The following is a 20,519-nucleotide window of genomic DNA, read 5'->3' as shown; positions in this document are numbered from 1 at the left end:
CATCCGTCTTGGACCCGCAAGTCGTTCTTACGGGGAATGGCGGCCGTCGGCGCCGCTCCCCTGCTCCCCGCCGCCGTACTCCCCGCCGCCACCGCAGAAGCCGCCGCCTCGGCCCGGCCGGACTTCCCGCTGCTCGGCAACGGCACCTCCACGGACGTGTTCGTGGACACCGCGGACGACCCAGCCGTGATCCGCGCGGCCGGTGACCTCGTGGCGGACGTGGAAAGGGTCGGCGGTGTCAGGCCACGGCTGCTGCACACCGTGCCCCGGCAGGCCGGACTCCTGGTCGTCGTAGGGACGATCGGCGCGAGCCCGGTGATCGACCGCCTGGTCCGGCACGGCCGCCTGGACGTCTCCCGGGTCCAGGGCCGTTGGGAGGCGTCCGTCACCCAGGTCGTGGACCGTCCGCTGCCCGGCGTGGACCGCGCCCTGGTCATCGCGGGCAGCGACCGGCGCGGCACGGTCTACGGCGTCTACGACACCTCGGAGCGCATCGGCGTCTCGCCCTGGTACTGGTGGGCCGACGTGCCGGTGGTCCGCCGCGACTCGGTGACGGTCCCGGCCGGCCCCTTCGTACGCCACGAGCCCGCCGTCCGCTACCGCGGCATCTTCATCAACGACGAGCAGAACCTCACCACGTGGTCCCACCGCACCCAGGAGCCGGACAAGAACATCGGCCCCCGCACCTACGAGCGGGTCTTCGAGCTGCTGCTCCGCCTCAAGGCCAACTACCTCTGGCCCGCGATGCACCCGTACTCCGACTTCTTCAACAAGCACCGCGAGAACCCGGAACTGGCCGACCGCTACGGCATCGTGGTCGGCTCCAGCCACCCCGAGGCCATGCTCCGCAACGGCGTGCACGAGTGGGAGCCGTGGGCCGAGGAGCACCGCAACCCCGACGGCACCCTGCCGGTCTACGACTACACGGTGAACCCGGCCGTCATCTCCGACTACTGGCGGGCGCGGGCCCGGCAGAACGCCGGCTACGAGAACAGCTGGACGATCGGCATGCGCGGCCTGCACGACTCCGCGCTGGAGACGAAGTACGCCACCACGATCCCGGAGAAGGTCGCGGTGATGAACGACATCATCAGCGACCAGCGCCGCATCCTGGCCGAGGAGGTGGGCGAGGCGGCCCGGCCGCAGATCTTCATCCCGTACAAGGAGGTCCTGGAGCTGTACAACGCGGGCGTCCAGGTCCCCGACGACGTCACGCTGATCTGGCCGGACGACAACCACGGCAACATGCGCCAGCTCCCGGACGAGGCGGAACGGCGCCGCTCCGGCGGCAACGGCATCTACTACCACCTCTCCTACTGGGGTCGTCCCCGGAGCTATCTCTGGCTGGACACCACGCAGTTGAGCAAGGTGTGGCAGGAGCTGCGCCGGGTCCACGACCACCGGGCCGACCGGATGTGGATCTTCAACGTCGGTGACATCAAGTCGATCGAGACGGGCCTGTCCTTCTGCCTGGACATGGCGTGGGACGTGGACCGCTGGGGCCCGGACGACGTCGAGGACTTCCTGGTGGAGTGGGCGGGGCGTCAGTTCGGCCGGCGCCACGGCCCGGAGATCGCCGCGATCCGCACGGAGTACTACCGCCTGGCGGCGGAGCGGCGCCCGGAGTTCATCGACAAGGCGATCTTCTCGACGGTGCACCACGGCGACGAGGCGGGCCGCCGACTGGCCGCCTACGAGCAGTTGCTGGACCGGGTGCGCAAGCTGGGCGCGAAGCTGCCCGAGCCCTACCGTGACGCCTTCTACGAGTTGGTCGAATACCCGGTGCACGGCGCGTACTTGATGAATCTGAAGTACTACTGGGCGGACCGGAACGCGCTCGCCGTCCGTCAGGGGCGCGGCGCGGGCACCAACCGCTTCGCGGAATCGGCCGAGGCCGCGCACGCCGAGGAGCAGGAGATCACCCGCCGCTACAACACGCAGATCGCGGGCGGCAAGTGGGACGGCATCGTCAACCCCTACCCGTCCCAGATCCCCAAGGCCCCGGGCCGTCCGGCCGTCACACGGGTGACCCGCCAGGAGACCTCCGGCCTGGGGCTGGCCGCGGAGGGCAATGAAACGGGAGCCGGCCGACCGCTCTCCTTCTCCTCCTACACCCGCGACCGCCGCTTCGTGGACGTCTTCAACACGGGTTTCCTCCCGTTGGAGTGGCGGGCCGAGCCGAGTCACCCGTGGATCCGGCTGAGCAGCACCGGCGGCGAACTCACCGACCAGACACGGATATGGGTGGAGATCGACTGGCCGCGGGCACCGGAGGGCACCCACCACCCCACCCTGACCTTCACCGGCGCCGGCACGACCGCCGAGGTGCCCCTGCGGGTGGTCAACGACGGCCAACGGGCCCGGCAGCGCGCCCGCGGTTTCGTCGAGGCCCACGGCTATGTGTCGATCGACGCCGCGCACTTCGACCGCCGGGTGGCGCGCGGCGGGGCCCGGTGGCGGGTCGTCCGCGGCCTGGGACGCCGAACGGCCGCCGTCGAGGCGGTTCCTACGACCGCACTTCCGATCACCGAGAACTTCCCCACCCGGTCACCGGAGCTGCGCTACCGCGTGCGCTTCAGCAGCACCGGCACCTTCCCGGTGACCGTCTTCCGGCTGCCCTCCCTCGACGAGCGGGGCAAGCGCCGGCTGGCCCTCGCCCTCGACGACCAGCCGCCGACGGTCCTGTCGGGCCAGGCGATCGCCACGGGCAACCGGGGGGATGCGTGGGCTCGCAATGTCGAGGAGGGAGTGGAGAAGCTGACGGCCACGGTGACCGTGAGAGAGCCGGGTGAACACGTCCTGCGGCTGTTCATGACCGACCCCGCGATCGCCGTGGACCAGATCGTCATCGACACGGGCGGCCTGCCGGCGAGCTATCTCGCGCCGCCACAGAGCTACCACCGCGTCTTCAATCCCGGCCCCGTTCTTCAGGAGCACTGACGGGACCACCGATTTCTGCGGGCCCAGAAAAGCAGAAAAAGCTCGGTGCATGCAGCAACCGTGATTCGCTCGACGCCCCTCCGTGCATCCGTGCGCCCCTAGGGAGAAAGGATTCAGCGAGCGATTGGCGGATTCCACTGGGCAGGACATGAGGCGAGCATCAAGTCGGTGCGACCGCACCGAAATCCCGTGTGCCAAATGAGGCAGGTGGTATTCGATGAGCGGCTCTGTTCCCGGACCGGCCCGAGATTGGACAGTGGGCACTGCTCCAGGCATATTCCCATTCATCGGCCACGGTATCGACTTGGTCCGTCGGCCGCTGGCTTTTCTGAAATCTCTGCCCGAACACGGGGATCTGGTCGAGATACGCCTGGGCCCGCAGCCCGCCTGGATGGCGTGTCACCCGGACCTGGTCCACCAGGTCCTCAGGGACCCGCGCACGTTCGACAAGGGCGGCCCGCTCTACGACAGGCTGCGGATGCTCCTGGGGGACGGCGTCGGCACCTGCCGCCACCAGGATCACCGGCGCCAGCGCAGGCTCCTGCAACCCGAGTTCCGCAAGGCACGCGTCGCCGACCAGGTGCACCTGATGGGCGAGGAGGTGGAATCGGTGTGCCGCGCGTGGCGGGCCGGGCAGGCGGTCGACGTCAGCGCGACCATGCTGGACCTGTCCACACGCGTGGTCAGCCGCGTCCTCTTCTCCGACTCGCTCGACACCACGACGGCGGCCGAGATGCGCAGGTGCCTGGCCACCGTGGTCCGCGGCATGTTCGTCCGGACGGTGATGCCGGTCGACGCCCTGTTCCGTGTCCCCACGCCGGCGAACCGGCGTTACCGGCATGCTTCCGACCGCCTGCGCTCGATCGTCGGCGCAGCCATCGCCCAGCGTCGGCGAGGCACTCCCGACGACGACCGCGACGACCTGCTCGGAACCCTGCTGGCGGCCACGCGGGCCGACGACGGGGGGACGGCGATCACCGACCAGGAAGTCCACGGCCAGGTGCTGACGCTGATGTTCGCCGGCGCCGAGAGCACCGCCCTGTGCCTCTCCTCCGCCTTGGAGCTCCTGGGACGGCATCCCGAGGAGGAACGCCGCCTGCACTCCGAAGCCGACGCCGTCCTCACTTCGGGGCAGCCGCCCGGCCCCGAGGAGCTGCCGCACCTCGTCCACACCCGGTGCGTCCTCACCGAGACCCTTCGCCACCGCCCGCCCGGCTGGCTCTTCACCCGCGTCACCACGCGGGAGACGGAACTCGCCGGGCACCGTCTCCCGCAGGGCGCCACCGTCATGTTCAGCCCGTACCTCCTGCACCACGACCCCGCCCTCTTCCCCGACCCCGATCGCTTCCTCCCCGACCGCTGGCTGCCCGGGCAGGCCGTCGCGGTCCCGCCCGGGGCGATGATTCCGTTCGGTGCGGGCAGCCGGAAATGCATCGGAGAGACACTCGCGCTGACCGAAGCCACGGTGGCCGTCGCGTTCATCGCCCGGCACTGGCGGCTGCGTCACCTCCCCGGCCATACCGAACGGCTGCGCCCCGCAGCGTCGTTGGGGCCGAGGGGATTGGTGATGGTCGCCGAACCGCGAACGAGGCGGCATACGGACCCACCACGTCGGGCGGAGTCACTCTCACCCCGGACAACCGTCGTACCCGTCGTCCACAACTCACGAACGGCAGGTGGCAACGATGTCCGCGACGCATGAGGAAATAGCGCTCGCCGCGCAGGAGAAAAACCCGGTCGTGGACCTGAGGGAACTGATCGACGCGAACCTCTACATGCCCTTCCCGTTCCAGCGCAACCCCCACGCGTTCAAAGCGGCGGCCGGCGTCGAGGAATGGCTGGCCACCTGGGGGCTGACCGACGACCCGGCGGTCGCGGCCATGATCTCCTACACGCGCCCCGCCGAACTCGCGGCCTACAACAGTCCGACCATGGACCCCGGTCTCCTCCAGATCATGGCCAACCAGATCGCCTACCAGTTCATCTACGACGACCGCGCGGAGGACGTCGGCCGGCACACGCCGGACCGGCTGCTGCCCATGCTGTGCGAGAGCATCGCGATCCTGCGGGACGGCCAACCGCCCACCACCCCGCTCGGGGCCGCCCTGGCCGACCTCCAGCGACAGGTACAGCAACGGTGCACACCCGCTCAGGCGGCCCGCTGGGCCTGGAACAGCCGTGAGTACGTACACGGCCTGCTGTACGAAGCGGTGGCCCAGACCCAGCCCGTCCCGGTGGGCAACGGACTGTGCCGGTCCATACGCTCCCTCATCGCGGGCGTCGAGCCGTTCTACCCGCTGTGCGAGGCCGCGCAACCGTGCGAACTGACCCCGGAGGAGATCCATCACCCCGTCATGCGGCGCCTGAGCCGGCTGTCGGCCGACGCGGCGGTGTGGATACCGGACCTGTTCTCCGCGGTGAAGGAACACCGGGCGGGCGGCGTGATCAACCTGGCCCTCGCCTACCAGCGGACACACCGGTGCTCCCTGCCGGTGGCCGTCACGCTCGCCACGCGGCACATCAACAGCACGATCCGCGAGTTCGAGGAGCTCTTCGACGAGCTGCGACCGGAGTTGAGCCCGTCCGGCATCGGCTACGTGGAGGGCATGGCCGGCTGGATCCGCGGTTGCTACTTCTGGTCCCGGACCGTGCCACGGTACGCGGACACGATGGCGGCACCCGCGGCGCTCTGATCCGCTGCCCGACCGGTCGATTCCACCGCAGGGGTCCCGAGAGGGGCGAAACGCAGCAGAATACCCGAAAGGCTGAGACCTGAACCGCTCCCGCGAGAAATTCACCCGCTCTGTCGACCTCCCGTTCCGACCCGGCCATGGGGCGTGCACATGGGCGTACGCTCGCCCCGTCCGGCGGGGAGCAACGACAGGAAGCGGTAGACCACATGGCCCATGGGCTGCGGCAACCGATCACCGAAGACCGGCCTCTACTCGAACGCGACGAGGAACTCCAGGCCATCGGCCACGCCCTGGCGGAGCTCCGTGACACCGTCGACGGCGTGCCCCAGGTACCGCGCGGCGGATTGCTCGCCTTCACCGGCGAGGCCGGGCTGGGCAAGACGACACTCATCGCGGCGGTGCGTGCCCGCGCCGCCGCCCTCGGATTCACGGTGTTCTCCGGCAAGGGCGGCGAGAACGAACGGGGGATGGCGTTCCGCGTGGTCCGACAGGCCATGCAGCCCATCCTGGCCAGGATGGGCGAGGCGGAGCGCCGGGACTTCCTGGGCAGCTGGTACGACATCGTCGGCGCCGCGCTCGGTCTCGAGGCCACGGACCCCGCTCGGGTGCCGGACCCGACCGGCGTACGCGACGGGCTCGACTGGGTCATGACGCGCCTGACGATGCTGAACTCGCCTGTCGTTCTGCTCTTGGACGACCTGCACTGGGCCGACGCCGAATCCCTCGACTGGCTCGCCTCCTTCGCACCCCGGGTCGCGAACCTCCCGCTGCTGATCGTCGTCGGCTACCGGCCCGACGAACTTCCGTCCGACGCGACCTCGTTCCGTACGCTCGTCGAGCGCCACGAGCAGCGCCCGCACGTGCTGTCCCCGCTCGGTGAGGACGGTGTGGCGCGGATCATCAGGAACGAAGTGGGTGAGGAAGCCGAGGACGAGTTCTGCGGCGAGTGCTGGACGGTCACCGGCGGAAGCCCCTTCGAGGCCGTCGAACTGGCCATCAGGCTCCGTGAGCGGAAGGTGCGGGGCACCCGGGAGGAGGTGCCCGTGATGCGGGACCTCGCCGCCGCGGTCAAGGGCCCCGGGCTGATCGAGCGCCTCAAACGGCTCGGGCCGGGCACCATCCGCTTCGCGTGGGCCGGCGCTGTCCTGGGCGGCGCCTTCTCAGCGGAAGTCGCCGCCGACCTCGCGGTACTCGGCAGCGAGGAGGCCGCCGAGGCGGCCGAGAAGCTGCGCGCCCGCCGCATCCTCGCGGACACCGACGAGCCCACGGGCGGCCTGGAGTTCGTCCACCCGCAGATCGCCACGACGATCTACCGCGACATCCCCGCCGGCCTGCGGGTCGGCATGCACAACGCGGCCGCCATTGCCGCCCAGGCGGTCGGGGCCGACCCCACCGTCGCCGCCCGCCACCTGCTGGAGGTCCCCTGTGACGGCAGGCCCGAGGCGGTCGCGTGCCTGCGCGCCGCCGCGCATGAGTACCTCCGTGCCGGGGCCCCGGAGGCCGCCCGGCGCGTGCTGACCCGAGCGCTGCGGGAACCACCCCCTGCCGAGGACCGCGCCGCCCTTCTCCACGAGCTGGCCTGCTCGACCTTCCTGATCGAACCCACGGCCACGGTCAGCCATCTGCGTGAGGCGCTGAAGGAGCCGGGAATCGACCCCGCCCTGCGCGCCTCCATCGTCTACCGGCTGACCCAGGCGCTGGCCCACACAGACCGGCTGACCGAGGCCGCGACGGTGGCCGCCGACGAGGCGCGACGCGCGACCAACGCGCGCGTCAAAATGCGCATGCAGGCCGATCACTTCGTATGGAGCGCGTTCCGCGCCGACGAGCCCGACTCCTCCGCCCGCTCACGCCGGCTGGCCCGGTTGGCGGACAAGCTGGCCGGCCGGGGACTGGAGGAACGCTACATCCTCGGTCTGCGGGCGTGGGACGCCCTCGTGCGGGGCGAGCCGCGGCCGACCGCCCTCGGATACGCCGAGGAGGCCCTCCGCGGAGGGATGAGCTGGACCGACGAGAACCGCGGCTTCGAGGTGCCCGCCGCGGTGGCCCTGCTGTTCATGTACTGCGACCAGCCCCGGCGGGCCGAGGAGCTCTTCGCCGAAGGCATGGCCGAGTGCGAGCACATGGGGTGGCGCGGCTCCCATCTGGCGCAGGGCCAGACGCTCCTGGGCTACATCCGCTACCGCCGTGGCTGCCTGCGCGAGGCGGAGGAACTCGTCCGGGCCGGGCTGCACACCGCCGAGCGCGTCGAAGGAGCGGTGCCCGCCCAGTGGTTCGCCATCGGCATTCTCATCCAGACGCTGCTGGCCCGAGGACGGACCGGCGACGCACGCCGGCTCGCCGACAGCTACCACTACGGCGACGTGGTCCCCAACGCGGTCATCTTCCCGGATCCCCGTACGGTGTACGCCGACCTGCTCCTGGCGGAGGGGCGACTCGCCGAGGCGGCGCGGCTGTTGTCCGAGGTCGGGGAGTGGCTGGAGTCGCGGGACTGGCGCAACCCCGCCTGGTGCTCCTGGCAGTTGGGACTGTCCTCGGCGCTCGCCCGCACCGCCCCCGACGAGGCGGTCCGCCATGCCCAGGAGGCGGTCAAGCGGGCCCGGGACTTCGGTGCGGCGTCCGCGATCGGCCAGGCGCTGCATGTCCAGGCGGAGGTGACGGGCGGGGAGGCGGCGCTCGATCTGCACGCGCAGGCCGTCGACCAGCTGGAACAGTCGCCCGCCGCGTACGAGCTGGCCCGTGCCCTGGTCGGCCACGGTGCCGCACTGGCCCGCAACGGCCGCCTGCACGACGCCGCCGACCGGCTCTACCAGGGCCTGGAGGGCGCGGTGCACTGCGGTGCCGAGGGCCTGGCCGCCCGGGCCAGGCGGGAACTCTCCGACGCGGGACTGCGTCCGCTGCCCCTGCGCTACCCGCAGACGGACCTGCTGACGGCCCAGGAGCGCCGGGCCGCCGAGATGACGGCCCTGGGCCACCCGGCATCGGTGGTCGCGAAGGACCTGCGGCTCACCGAGCAGGGCGTACGGCAACTGCTGTCCTCCGTGTACCGGAAACTCGGCACGGACGCGTCCGGCCTTCCCGACGCCCTGCCGGACCGCTCCCGACACGAGCGGTAGCGGATGGGAGCGCGGCCACGCACCCCGACCGCCGGTTGCCTCACCGCACCTTCGAATTGTGCTGCGCCCGATGCCCCATCGACTCCCAGAACCTCCGCAGCTCCGTAATGTCCGTGCGGCGCTGCCAGGAGGCCCTGGGGCGGAAGGGGGAGCGGGACAGGAGGGTGGACTGGGCGCGGCAGAAGGCCTCGCCGAGTTCCACCCGGTGGCCGTCCAGGCCCTTGGGCGGGTACGGGCACAGTTCGAAGGCGCAGTCGTCGCGGCAGTTGGAGCCCGCCTGGGAGGAGTTCGTGCGGACGGTGGTGCGGCCCGGGTCGAGCGGGGTGCGGTCCTGGGTGAGGCAGGGCGGCAGGTCGGGCCGGGCGGTGTGCTGGAGGCGCCGGATGCGGTCGGTGGGCCAGTCTCCCCGTTCGGCCAGGTTCAGGAGCAGCAGCACGTCGGCGAGGAGTTGCTGCGCGGTGGGGTGCAGGGCGCTCCAGCCCGTGGAGGGCGGGATCCACAGGTTGTGCTTGCGTACCTCGCCCTGGGCGGTCTGGGAGCCGACGTGTGCGGCGACGCCCGACTCGTCGATCCACAGGAACCGTTCGGGCTGCCCCGTCTCCAGGGCCCAGACGCAGAGTTTCCCGGCCGCGGTCACGAACGGGTGCTCCGGTTCGCCGTCCGGCCGGGCCAGCCACTGACGGACCTGCTGCGCGGGGTCGGACCCGTGGCCGCGTGACCGGCGTCCCGCGGAGTGGCCGTCGGGCAGGTCCCACAGGGTCAGCGCGTGCAGCAGCGTGAGGCGCGTGAACCAGAACCGGGAGCGCTTGAGCATGTCCCACGCCTGCTCGCTCAGGTACTCGCGGGCCTCGGGCCGGGCGTGCGGATGGCGGTGGCGGCGGTTCGCCGCGTACTTGAAGCCCTGGGCCAGCGCCACTTCCACGTTGAGGTCGAGTCCGGCGGGCCGGTCGAGACCGTCCACCGGGGCGCCCACGCGCCGCACCCAGCTCTCCAGGAACGCGTAGGGGGTGTCCTGGTGCCGGTGGGTGGTGACCGAACCGACGAGCAGCGGGACCAGCCAGGCGCACAGGGTGTTGTCCCGCCACTGCCGTTCCTCGGCCTCGCGGTCCTCGCGTTCCCGTCTGCGCTCCAGGCGCCGCTCGTCCTCACGCTCCTTCAGTTCCCGCTTTATGCGCGCGACCTGGCCCTCGCCCTGCCGGCGCAGTCTGGTCTCCCGCTCTCCCACCAGCTCCGGCTGCTGCCCGCCCCACAGTTTCTCCCGCCAGTCGGGCTCCCGCTCGACCCGCAGGCCCTCGACGAGTTGCGGCCCGCGCAGCCTCGGCTGGAGCGCGGCGAAGGCGAGGTCGCCGCCGGCGCCGATCTCCTGCGCGATGGCCAGCCGGACCGCGTAGGAGGGTTCGAGGCGGGCGATCTCGAACATCTCCAGATAGGCGGGCCGGAGGGTCTGCCGCTGTGCGACGCCGCGCATGGCCTCGCCGAACCGGGCCACGAGCAGGGCCTTCGCGGTGCGCAGGGTGTGCGGGTCGCGGGCGCGCAGATCCGGCCAGGACGTGCACAGCCGCATGGCGATGAGGTGCTGCTCCGGCTGGGCGTCGACGCTGTCGATCTCCAGGGCGGCCGCGTACAGCTCCAGGGCCTTGCTGTGCAGGGTGCGGCCGAAGAGGGGCCGTACCCGGTGCTTGTCGTCGTTGTTGTCGGGGCCTGAGTTCCGGACCGTCTGTGCCTGGCAGGCGGCCTCCATCAGCAGGTCCCGGGCGGCGCTCACCGGGCACCACAGTGTCCCGTCGGAGTCCGCCGCGCCCGGCTCGTCGTGGACGCAGGCGCCGTCGGGCAGCCGGGAGTGCAGCACCATGGCGATCAGCAGTTCCCGGCCCGGTTCCCGCAGGGCCGCGGGGAAGTACGAGCCCTCCTCCGGCTGTGCCGGGACGTCCGGGTGGATCACCGCGTTCAGGAAGCGGGCACCCAACTGGGCCTGGATCACGCTGTGCTGGAAGCGGACGCGGTCGCCGCCGAGCTCGACCAGATCCATCCCGGCGCCCCAGTGGGCGGCCAGCCTGAGGTCGATGCCGCTGTCGCCGACCCTGCGGGCCAGTTCCCGGACGATCTCGGGGAAGCGGGAGCGGGCCGGGTCCTGCTCGTCGACGACGTCGGCGAACCGCACCTCGGAGGTGTCGAGGGCGAGTCCCACGCAGGCCAGCGCGGACAGGTAGTGCACGACCGCGCGGCGCTCCTCGGGAGACAGCGGCAGATGCGGCCCGAAGCGGCCGCTGATCAGGGCGCTGAGCCAGGTCTCGAACAGGTGGAACCTCAGCGACGCCCGGTCGCCGCCCCGCGTCTCGACGGCCTCCTCCTCCCCGTGGCCGGCGAGTGCGCGCTCCAGCAGTCCCTGCTCGTGCAGTTCGGCGGCGATCTCCAGGTACGTCGGGGCCTCGGCGATACCGGCCCGCTCGACGATCCAGTCCAGCCGCTGCCGGTCCTCCCCGGCGCCCCCGGACGAGATGTAGGTGAGGGCGGCCTCCTCGCTCAGCGGCTCCAGCTCGGTCAGGGACGCCTCCATGCCGCGCAGCGAGTCGTGCGGCCGGGAGGTGATGATCAGCGGCAGGCCCTCCTCGTTGGCGCGGCGGATGGCCAGCCGGATGATGGTGTCGCGCTCCTCCGTCAGGTCGTCGGCGGTCAGCGCCTCGTCCAGGCCGTCCGCGAGCACCACGATCCGCCCCTGCTGGCACAGGCGCCGCCACACCTTCTCCGCCTCGGCACCTGAGCGGATGTTGCCCTGCACCTCCCGGCAGAAGCGCTCGAAGGCCAGCTCGCGGAAGTCGATGCCCTTGTCGGCGGCGCGCAGCCGCAGCGGTACGGGCACCGCCCCGCGCTCCGCGAGACGCTGTGTCAGCAGCACGATCAGCGCCGTCTTGCCGGTGCCGATGCCGCCGACGACGACGTGCGTGCGGCGGAAACGGCGGTCCCTGAGGTCCTCCATGAGGACGGAGCAGAGCTGGTCGCGGCCCACGACCCGGCCGAAGATGCCGCCTGCGGTCTCCACGAGCGCGTGGGGCTCCAGGCGGGCCTTGCGCAGGTAGGCCCGGCGCACATGGCTGAACCGGAAGAAGAGGTAGGTGACGGTGGCCAGGGCGAGGGTGAGGAAGGGCATGAAGAGGGACTGGAGGACGGCGCAGCTGAAGTGATCCCCGTCGCACTGTCTGTCCACCCATCTGACGGGCGACTCGAAACTCTTCTCCTGAGGCAGGGTGATGATCGCCGTGATCGCGAGGAACAGCAGGAGCAGCGCCCCGAGGAACGTCAGCACCAGTAGCGCCACGTATCCGCCGCTCTTGCGGACCCGCCAGGTCCTGGTCCGGTCGTAGCCCTGCCGCATCAGCCGGCGCCGGTGCAGCGCGCGGCGCACGCCGAGCCCGTCGCGGAGCATCCGCCCGAGCCGTCGCGGCAGTCCTCCTCCTTCGTGGCTCGGGGCAGCAGGACCCTGGGAAGCACGCGCACCACCGTTCACCTTGTGAGGGTTCCGCGCTCACCGGCTCCCCGGGCGCCCACGGGCGGCAGGTTCACCCGACGGAAGCTCCGGGACCCCGCCACCCGGCCGTACGCCGTCACACCGGGCTGTCGCCGAAACCCCGTGCGCAACTTTCGTCCGCGCCCGACTACTTGACCCCTGAACCGTTTCACTGCTTCCCTCGGAAGGCTGCCTATGGGAGCGCTCCCAGAACACCCCCACGTGAAAGGGAACCCCGTGCAGACCTCCCCCCACCCCTCCCCCAGACGCGCCCTGCCCGCTCTCCTCACCGCCGCGCTGCTCGCCTGCCTGTTGTCCCTGGCGGGCGGCTCACCCGCGCGGGCCGCGGCGGGGGACGGCTCGGTGTCCGATCCCCACATCGCGTACGTCGGGCGCTGGGACACCTCCTCCTCGACCGCGGCCGTGCCCAACTGGACCGGCGGCTACCTCCAGACCGGCTTCACCGGCACCACGGTGAAGGTCAGGGCCAGGAACGCGGTCAACTTCTACGCCAGCATCGACGGCGGCCCCGACGTCTTCCACGCCGGTGTGCGCGGCACGGTGAACCTCACTCCCCGCCCGCTCTCCCCCGGCACCCACACCCTGCGCCTGACCTACCGCTCCGGTGACACCGTCTTCCAAGGCCTGGTCCTGGACTCCGGTGCGCGGACCGTCCCCGCCGGCGCCCCGTCCGGGCTGGTGGAGTTCGTCGGTGACTCCATCACCGCCGGGGCGCTGACCGACCGGCTGGCGCTGGACTCGTACGCCTGGAAGACCGGGGAGCGGCTGGGCATGCGGCACACGCAGATCGCCCGGTCCGGGTACTGCCTGGTCGCCCGGTCGGGGTGCACCGGTCTGAGCGGGCAGTTCTTCAAGACGGCCAGCACGGGCGGCGCGGACTGGGACTTCTCCCGGTACCGGGCCGACGCGGTCGTCGTCAACCTCGGCACCAACGACATCGGGCACGGCGTGTCCGGCGCCGACTTCCGGTCGGCGTACACCACGTTCCTGCGGGACGTGCGCGCGAAGTACCCCGCGGCCCACCTCTTCGCCGTGCAGACGCTGAAGAAGCGCTACGTCACCGAGACCAGGGCGGCCGTCAGCGCCCGCAACAGCGCCGGTGACGCCCGGGTGCACTACGTCGACACCTCGGGCTGGCTCACCGACGGCGTGGACTACGAGGACGGCAACGGGCATCCGAACGAGGCGGGTCACACCAAGTTCGCCGAGCGCCTGGCCCCGGTCGTCCGCGCCCGGCTCGGCAGCGGCGCCACGGTGAAGGCGGCGGCTCCCGGGCAGCCCGGCGACCCGAACATCAAGTTCGTCGGCCGCTGGGACACCACCGGCTCCACCACCGCCTACACCCCGTACTGGGCGGGCGCCTACTACCGGGTCGGCTTCACCGGCAGGACGGTCAAGCTGAAGCAGCGCGGCACGATCGATCTGTGGGCGCGGATCGACAACGGGCCCGTAAAGTTCTACGACGACGTCAAGGGGACGGTGAACCTGACGCCGACGGCGCTGGCCTCCGGGAACCACACGCTCCAGGTCAACTACCAGGTGGTGGCCGGGTCCTACAAGGGCGACGCCGTCTTCCAGGGGCTCGTCCTGGACAGCGGCGCGACGACCTTCGCCCCGCCGGCGCCGGGCAAACTGGTCGAGTTCGTCGGTGACTCGATCACCGTGGGCACGACGACCTCGCAGAACGCCCGTACCGCGTACGGCTGGCTGATCGGGGAGCGGCTGGGCGTGGAGCACACGCAGATCGCGCAAGGCGGGGCGTGCCTGGTGGCCGCGGCGGACGGATGCGTGGGGCTCGAGCGGCAGTTCACCAAGCTCAATCCGAACGCCGCGACGCCCGACTGGAACTTCTCCCGCTACCGGGCCGACGCGGTCGTCATCAACCTCGGCACCAACGACGTCGGGCACGGGGTGAGTTCGGCACAGTTCCAGTCGGCGTACGGCAGTCTGCTGCGCAAGGCCCGTGCGGCGTATCCGCAGGCGTGGATCTTCGCGCTGGAGACGTTCCGCGGGCGGTACGTCCCGCAGACCGAGGCCGCGGTGAAGGCCGCCGTCGCCGGCGGAGACACACGGGTCTCCTTCGTCGACACGACCGGCTGGCTGGGCTCGGGCGATCTGACGGACTCGGTGCATCCCAACGACCGGGGGCACCGGGTCATCGCCGAGCGGCTGGCACCGGTCATCGCCGCGAGAATCGGGGAGTAGCGGAACCGGGAGCGGGCCTCACATCGGGCCGGGGCCCGCTCCTCCCTTGAGGCGATCGAGGTCCGAGGGCCGGACCTGGATGACGGTCAGGGCGATCAGTGCGGCGACCGCGGTGAAGATCGCCGCCATGATGAAGGCGGCCGAGACGCCGGCGGTGAGGACCTCGTCGGACCAGGGTTTCGGCAGTTGCCCGGTGCGTTCGAAGCGCAGGCGCTCGGCAGGGGGCGCCTGCTGCAGGAAGAGCGGGATCTGCTTCTCGGCCTCGTTGGTGCTGGCCGTGCCGTACATGGTGACCAGGATGGACAGGCCGAGGGAGCCGCCGACCTGCTGGGTGGCGTTGAGCAGTCCGGAGGCCGCGCCGGTCTCCCGGGTGGAGACGTTGGAGAGCGCCATGAGGGTGAGCGAGACGAACTCCATGCCCATGCCCAGGCTGAAGACGAGCATCGGGCCGAGGACGCTGCCCGCGTAGGTGGAGTGCACGTCCGTCAGGGTGAGCCAGGCCAGTCCGGCCGCCGCCAGGATCGCGCCGACCACCATGAAGGGCTTGGGGCCGTACGTGGGCAGGAACCGCGAGGCCAGCCCGGCGCCGATGGCGATGACCGCGCTGACCGGCAGGAAGGCGAGCCCGGCCTGCAACGGACTGAACTCCAGCACGTTCTGCACGAAGAGCGTCAGGAAGAAGAACATGCCGAAGATGGCGGCGGCCAGGCACAGCATGATGCCGTAGGTGCCCGCGCGGTTGCGGTCGGCGAACATGTGCAGCGGCGTGATGGGCTGTCTGGAGCGGCGCTCGACCAGGATGAAGCCCGTCAGGACGACGACCGCCGCGGCGAACGAGGCGAGGGTCAGAGCGTCGCGCCAGCCCTCCTGCGCGGCTCTGATGAATCCGTAGACGAGCAGCACCATGCCCACGGTGGAGGTCAGCGCGCCGGTGATGTCGAAGTGCCCCGGGTGCCGTTCGGACTCCCTGATCCAGCGTGGGGTGGCGAGGGCGATGAGCAGCCCGATCGGGACGTTGACGAAGAGCACCCACCGCCAGTTCAGCCACTCCACCAGGATGCCGCCCGCGAGCAGGCCGATCGCGCCGCCGCCCGCGGAGACCGCGGCGAACACCCCGAAGGCCCGGTTGCGTTCCGGTCCTTCACGGAAGGTCGTGCTGACCAGCGAGAGGGCCGTCGGGGACGCGATGGCGCCGCCGACGCCCTGCAGGGCGCGTGCGGCGAGGAGTTGGCCGGCGTTCTGGGCGAGCCCGCCCAGCAGGGAGGCGAGCACGAAGAGCAGCACGCCGAAGATGAAGACGCGCCGCCTGCCCAGGATGTCGCCGACCCGGCCGCCCAGCAGGAGCAGTCCGCCGAAGGTGAGGGTGTAGGCGTTCACCACCCAGGACAGGCTGGTGGTGGAGAATTCCAGGGAACGCTGGATCTGCGGCAGTGCGATGTTCACGATGGTGATGTCGAGGACCACCATCAGCTGGCACGAGGCGATGACGAAGAGTGCCATCGCGTTCCCGCCACCACCGGATTCCCTGGTGGTGGTCGCCTGTGGTGAAGCCGGCTGCGGGCTGCTGCCTGCGGTGTCCACCGTTCGACGGTACGCCCGCGCTCCGGACCTCACCACTCGATCAACGTCGGCCTCCGCGGCCGTCCTTGCCCGGGACCGAACTGAAATTCCTGACATGAGCAGCGATAATCCGTACCAGGAGGATCGAAGGACCGGAACACACCGGAGCACGTGCAGGGGGCCGCACACAGCCGAGTGGGAGCGACATTGATCCGCGTTCTTCTCGTCGAGAACCGCCGCCTGGTACGGGGAGCGTTCGCCGCTCTTCTGTCGCGTGAGGAGGACATCGAGGTCGTCGCCGAGGCCGAGGGCAACGGCGAGGTCATCGCCCGTGCCCTGTCATGCCGCCCGGACGTGGTCGTGATCGACGTGGACTCCAGGGAGGGCGAGGAAGTCGCCGCGACGGCCGAGCTGAGGGACCGGCTCCCGGACTGCCGCATGCTGCTGCTGATGGCCTCGACGACCCCCGAGCGGTTGCGCCGCATGCTCGATCTGCATGCCGGCGGCGTCATCTGCACCAACGCCCCGCCGGACCGTCTGGTCCACTGTGTCCGCAAGCTGGTGCGGGGGCAGCGGTTCATCGACCCGGAGTTCGCGCTGGTCGCGTTGGACGCGGGAGAGAACCCGCTGACGCCGCGCGAGGTGGAGGTCCTGCGCCTGGCCGCCGACGGCACCCCCACGCGGGAGATCGCGGAGCGACTGTCGCTGTCCGTGGCGACGGTGCGTAATCACCTGTCCGCCATCACACGGAAGACGGGGGGACGTAATCGGATCGACGCGATCCGGATCGCCCGGGAGTCGGGCTGGGTGTGAGGGCTCCGGCCGTCCTCGAGGCTTGGGCCTTCTGGTGCGTTCGGGCCTTCGGCGACGTTCGTCCGCGTCCCGAGATGCGCCCCGCCGTCATCCGCAGCACGGCGGCCATCCCGGTACGCGCCATCGCCCCGGCCGTCGGCCGAGCCGGCCTGGCTCGGCTGTCCGGGGCCGGGCCGGCCGCGCCCCAGTGGCCGACCAGGTCGCGGTAGAGCGAGGACGTGGCCATCAGCTGTTCGTGTGTGCCGAGGGCGACCCGTGTGCCGTCCATGACCAGGACGCGGTCGGCCCGCAGGGCCGAGCTGATGCGGTGGGCGACGACGATCAGGGTGCCGGGGCCGCGGGCGAAGGCGTCCTCGGCGACGGCCTCGGCGAGTGGGTCGAGGTGGCACGTCGCCTCGTCCAGCAGCGTCAGCCGGGGCGCCGGGAGCAGGGCGCGGGCCAGGGCGATGAGCTGCCGCTCACCGGCCGACAGGCGCCGCTGGTCCAGTGGCGCGTCGTAGCCGCCGAGGCGCTCCACGAGGGGCGCGGCCCCGACCGCGCGCACCGCCGACTCCACGTCCGCCCGGGGCGCCCCGGGCGCCAGGTAGGTGAGGTTCTCCGCCAGGGTGCCTGTGAAGACGTACGCCTCCTGCGGGATCAGGACGCGGTGCCGGGCCAGACCCTCGCCGCGGCCGACCAGAGCACGGACGGGCAGGTCATCGAGGTGTACCTGCCCGGCCTGCGGTTCGAGCACCCCGGCGATCAAGGCCGCCAGGGTGGACTTCCCCGCACCGCTCGGGCCGACCACGGCGAGGTGCTCACCGGGCCGCAGGAGAAGGTTCAGGTCGCGGATCACCGGCTCCGCGGACTGGGCGTAGGCGAAGGTGAGGCCGCGGAGCTCCACGCGGCAGGCGCCGGGCCCGGCCACCGGCCGGCCGGCCTCGGACTGCCCGGGCCGGGACGCCGTGGCGTCCCGCACCGGCTCGGGAGCGGACTCCTCGGCGACCTCGGCCATCCGGCCGACGGTGACCAGCAGCCACAGCCCGCTGCTGCCGAGCCCCTGGACGAAGCCCTGCAGGGCCGGCTGGAGGGCCTGCGACACGTAGGTCACCGCGCCGAGGATCGCCCCCGCCGTCACGCCGTTGCGCACCAGCCAGGGCGCCGCGAGCAGGATCAGCAGGAGGGGCACCCAGCCGCTGATGCCCAGCGCCGCGGTCCGTACCGCGGTGAGCCGGGCGAGCGACAGGGTCGCCCGGGCCGCGTCGTCGACGTGCGCACCCGCGACCGCTCCCATGCGGTCCTCGGCGCCGCAGGCCACCACGTCCCGCAGCCCGCCGGTCAGGGCGCCCGTGGTCCCGGCGATGCGCTCGTCCGCCAGGATGACCTCCCGCTGGCGCGCGGCCATCGCCCGCAGCGCGGCGGCGAACAGGGCGAGCCCGAGCAGCAGCGGAGGCAGGACGAGGGCGACCAGCACGACGTCCAGGCTTGCCAGGCCCACCAGCACGCCGACGGCGGTGACCAGGAAGCCCTGGACGAACAGCACGATCGCGCCGTAGGCGTCCCGGGCCCGTTCCACGTGCTCGGTGAGCCGCGCCACGCCGGCGGTGTCGGCCGGCTCGCCCAGCCGGGCGGACCGGTGCAGGGTGCCCTCGGTGACGAGGGTGGTCAGCTCGTCGCGGAAGGGTTCGATGAGCGCGGCGAGGCCGAGCACGGCGTGCCGGGTCGCCCAGGCCCCGACCACGTAGGCGGCCGCCAGCGCGCCCAGCCAGAGGAAACCGGTGAGCGGCCGGTCGGCGAGAAAGCCGCGGTCGACGGCGCGGGCGACGATCCACCCGGAGAGGAAGGCGGGCACGGCCTGGACCACCGACCAGGCCACGAGCCGCCCGTACTCCCGGCGCCGGCGGCTCAGTGAGGAGCGCAGGATCTGGACGGACCGCCGGCTCACCGGGCACCTCCCGGGGCCGTACGGACCGGCGCCGGGGTCACGGACAGCGGCTGGAACGTCGCCCGGTACTCGGGATCCGCCCACAGTTCGCGATGCGTCCCCCGGCCCCGGACCCCGCCGTCGGCGAGCCAGACCACGAGCTCCGCACGGTCGGCTGTGGAGGTCCGGTGGGTCACGATGAGTCGCGTCCGGTCGGCGAGCGCGCCGGTGAGCACCTGGCTGATGTGGTGCTCGGTCACGGTGTCGAGGCTGGCGGCGACGTCGTCGAGGATGAGCACCCGCCCGGCCTGGACGAACGCCCGGGCCAGCCCGACTCGTTGCGCCTCCCCGCCGGAGACGGGGGTGTCGGCTACACGGGTCGCGTAGCCGGCGGGCATGCGGCGGATGAACGCGTCGGCCCGGGCGGCCCTGGCCTGCGCCGCCAGTTCCTCGGGGGATGGAGTGCGCGGCCCGAACCCGATGGCGTCGGCGAAGGTCTCGCCGAGCAGCACCGGGCGTTCGAAGCCGTACGCCACGGCCTGCCTGAGTTCCTCGCGGGCGAGGCGGCGCAGCGGCACGCCGTCGAGCAGGACCTCGCCGTCGTCCGGGTCGACGAGGCGCCCGGCCAGCGCGGCCAGCAGCGACTTGCCGGACCCGGAGCGGCCGACGACGGCGACGAGAGCGCCGCCGGGGATGGTCAGGCCGAGGTCGTCCAGGACGGGGCCGTCGGGGCCTTGGACGGTCACGCCGCGGAACTGGAGCCGTCCGGGGCCTTCGGGGAGTCGCTCGCGGCCGTACGCCACGGGCGGTTCGGCGATCACCTCGGCGACCCGTGCGGCCGTCGCTCGGGCCTGGGCCAGCTGGTTCAGGGAGGACATCACGCCGCCGATGCCGGCCGCCATGACCACGTACTCGCTCGCCGCGAGCACCTCACCGGGCGTGATGCGTCCCTGGGTGAGCCCCAGACCGGCCACCGCCAGGACGGCGACCACCAGCAGCGGGACGACCAGGTCTCCGCGTGCCGAGATCCGCGCGAGGGCGTGCCACATGCCCAGTCCGTGCCGGTGCAGTTCGGGAAGGGGTTCGAGGACCCGTCGCGCCTCGCGGTCGATGGTCCCCGCCGCGGTGATCGTGCGGATGCCGCCCAGGGCGTCGACCAGCCGTGCGGCGATGGTTCCCTGCACACGGAAGTAGCCCTCGCCGGCATCGGAGATGTCGCGCAGGAAGGTCCGGATCAGGAGAACCAGGATCGGCATGCCCGCGAGGAAGGTGAGGCACAGCCAGTAGTCGATGAGCGCCAGGGCGACGATCGCGCCGAGCGGGGGGACGACACCCATGACGATCCACACCAGGCCGGACGCGGCGTTCCCGGTCCGCGCGGAGTTGCCTACCAGTCGGCTCACCAGGTCTCCCGGGGAGAACCTGCGGGTGGCCCGGGTGCCCAGTGCCAGCACGTGCCGCAGCAGTGTGTGCCGCAGCCAGGCGGTCGACCGGGCCTCGGCGGCCTGCCCGACGAGATCGTCCACGGCGTCGACCGCCACCATGACGAAGACCAGGACTCCGCTCAGGGCGAGCCACGGCGCCACGTCACCGTGGCCGAGGACGGCGTCGAGGGTGCGGCCCATGACGGCCGGCAGGGCGAGGGTGGCTCCGGTGAGCAGCAGGGAGGTGACCACCGTGACGCCCACCCAGACACCGCCCCGCCGGGCTGAGGCCAGCAGAAGGCGGTCCTGTGCGCGCAGGCTCATGGTTCCTCCCGGCTG

The 20,519-nt window shown here is 71.8% G+C and carries 10 protein-coding genes; 6 read left to right on the top strand and 4 right to left on the bottom strand.

The features are described 5' to 3' along the window. Positions 1-36 precede the first annotated feature (36 nt). From ACZ3I3_RS27780 to ACZ3I3_RS27765, 4 genes are all read left to right on the top strand, one after another. Entirely contained in the window at positions 37-2,940 is a 2,904-nt protein-coding gene (locus ACZ3I3_RS27780; protein WP_467369499.1) for a glycosyl hydrolase 115 family protein, read from the top strand. 217 nt (positions 2,941-3,157) lie between these two features. Then, the gene (locus ACZ3I3_RS27775) at positions 3,158-4,642 is read left to right on the top strand and encodes a cytochrome P450 (protein WP_467369497.1); all 1,485 of its coding nucleotides are present in this window, start codon (positions 3,158-3,160) and stop codon (positions 4,640-4,642) included. Next, on the top strand, positions 4,626-5,633 hold the full coding sequence (locus tag ACZ3I3_RS27770; RefSeq protein ID WP_467369495.1) for a (-)-alpha-amorphene synthase: 1,008 nt from the start codon (positions 4,626-4,628) through the stop codon (positions 5,631-5,633). The genes ACZ3I3_RS27775 and ACZ3I3_RS27770 overlap by 17 nt, the downstream gene beginning before the upstream one ends. Positions 5,634-5,839: 206 nt before the next feature. Continuing rightward, a complete protein-coding gene (locus ACZ3I3_RS27765) occupies positions 5,840-8,749 on the top strand; it encodes an ATP-binding protein (RefSeq protein WP_467369493.1) in 2,910 nt (969 codons plus the stop codon). Positions 8,750-8,789: 40 nt separating this feature from the next. Here the strand turns inward: ACZ3I3_RS27765 and ACZ3I3_RS27760 are convergent, their stop codons facing one another. After that, the gene (locus ACZ3I3_RS27760) at positions 8,790-12,173 is read right to left on the bottom strand and encodes an NACHT domain-containing protein (RefSeq protein WP_467369491.1); all 3,384 of its coding nucleotides are present in this window, start codon (positions 12,171-12,173) and stop codon (positions 8,790-8,792) included. Positions 12,174-12,491: 318 nt separating this feature from the next. Between ACZ3I3_RS27760 and ACZ3I3_RS27755 the strand changes: the two genes are divergently transcribed. Then, positions 12,492-14,480 carry a GDSL-type esterase/lipase family protein gene (locus ACZ3I3_RS27755; RefSeq protein ID WP_467369489.1) on the top strand — a complete coding sequence of 663 codons (1,989 nt, stop codon included), beginning with the start codon at positions 12,492-12,494 and terminating at the stop codon, positions 14,478-14,480. A gap of 18 nt (positions 14,481-14,498) precedes the next feature. On the opposite strand, the gene ACZ3I3_RS27750 is transcribed toward ACZ3I3_RS27755, so the two are convergent. Beyond that, positions 14,499-15,980, bottom strand: a complete 1,482-nt coding sequence (locus ACZ3I3_RS27750) for an MFS transporter (RefSeq protein WP_467369623.1) — start codon at positions 15,978-15,980, stop codon at positions 14,499-14,501. 267 nt (positions 15,981-16,247) lie between these two features. Between ACZ3I3_RS27750 and ACZ3I3_RS27745 the strand changes: the two genes are divergently transcribed. Then, positions 16,248-16,853 (top strand): LuxR C-terminal-related transcriptional regulator, encoded by a 606-nt coding sequence (locus ACZ3I3_RS27745; protein WP_467369487.1) that lies wholly within the window; start codon positions 16,248-16,250, stop codon positions 16,851-16,853. Here ACZ3I3_RS27745 and ACZ3I3_RS27740 read toward each other — a convergent pair. Both ACZ3I3_RS27740 and ACZ3I3_RS27735 read right to left on the bottom strand, forming a co-directional pair. Beyond that, complete coding sequence (locus ACZ3I3_RS27740; RefSeq protein ID WP_467369485.1) at positions 16,783-18,777, bottom strand: ABC transporter ATP-binding protein; 1,995 nt, start codon at positions 18,775-18,777, stop codon at positions 16,783-16,785. The two genes, ACZ3I3_RS27745 and ACZ3I3_RS27740, sit on opposite strands and share 71 nt — an antisense overlap. After that, positions 18,774-20,504, bottom strand: coding sequence for an ABC transporter ATP-binding protein (locus ACZ3I3_RS27735; protein WP_467369483.1), 1,731 nt, complete (start codon positions 20,502-20,504; stop codon positions 18,774-18,776). Before ACZ3I3_RS27735 ends, ACZ3I3_RS27740 begins: the two co-directional genes overlap by 4 nt. Positions 20,505-20,519 lie beyond the last annotated feature (15 nt).

This window comes from Streptomyces sp. NPDC016851 (genome assembly GCF_055562795.1).
The sequence above is the reverse complement of the archived record's forward strand: the minus strand, read 5'-3'. Positions and strand labels throughout refer to the sequence as shown.

What these genes read in the sequence shown, in the direction of transcription:
- ACZ3I3_RS27780 (WP_467369499.1), top strand. Translation starts at nt 37, where the DNA reads ATGGCGGCCGTCGGCGCCGCTCCCCTGCTCCCCGCCGCCGTACTCCCC.
- ACZ3I3_RS27775 (WP_467369497.1), top strand. Translation starts at nt 3,158, where the DNA reads ATGAGCGGCTCTGTTCCCGGACCGGCCCGAGATTGGACAGTGGGCACT.
- ACZ3I3_RS27770 (WP_467369495.1), top strand. Translation starts at nt 4,626, where the DNA reads ATGTCCGCGACGCATGAGGAAATAGCGCTCGCCGCGCAGGAGAAAAAC.
- ACZ3I3_RS27765 (WP_467369493.1), top strand. Translation starts at nt 5,840, where the DNA reads ATGGCCCATGGGCTGCGGCAACCGATCACCGAAGACCGGCCTCTACTC.
- ACZ3I3_RS27760 (WP_467369491.1), bottom strand. Translation starts at nt 12,173, where the DNA reads ATGCTCCGCGACGGGCTCGGCGTGCGCCGCGCGCTGCACCGGCGCCGG.
- ACZ3I3_RS27750 (WP_467369623.1), bottom strand. Translation starts at nt 15,980, where the DNA reads ATGGCACTCTTCGTCATCGCCTCGTGCCAGCTGATGGTGGTCCTCGAC.
- ACZ3I3_RS27735 (WP_467369483.1), bottom strand. Translation starts at nt 20,504, where the DNA reads ATGAGCCTGCGCGCACAGGACCGCCTTCTGCTGGCCTCAGCCCGGCGG.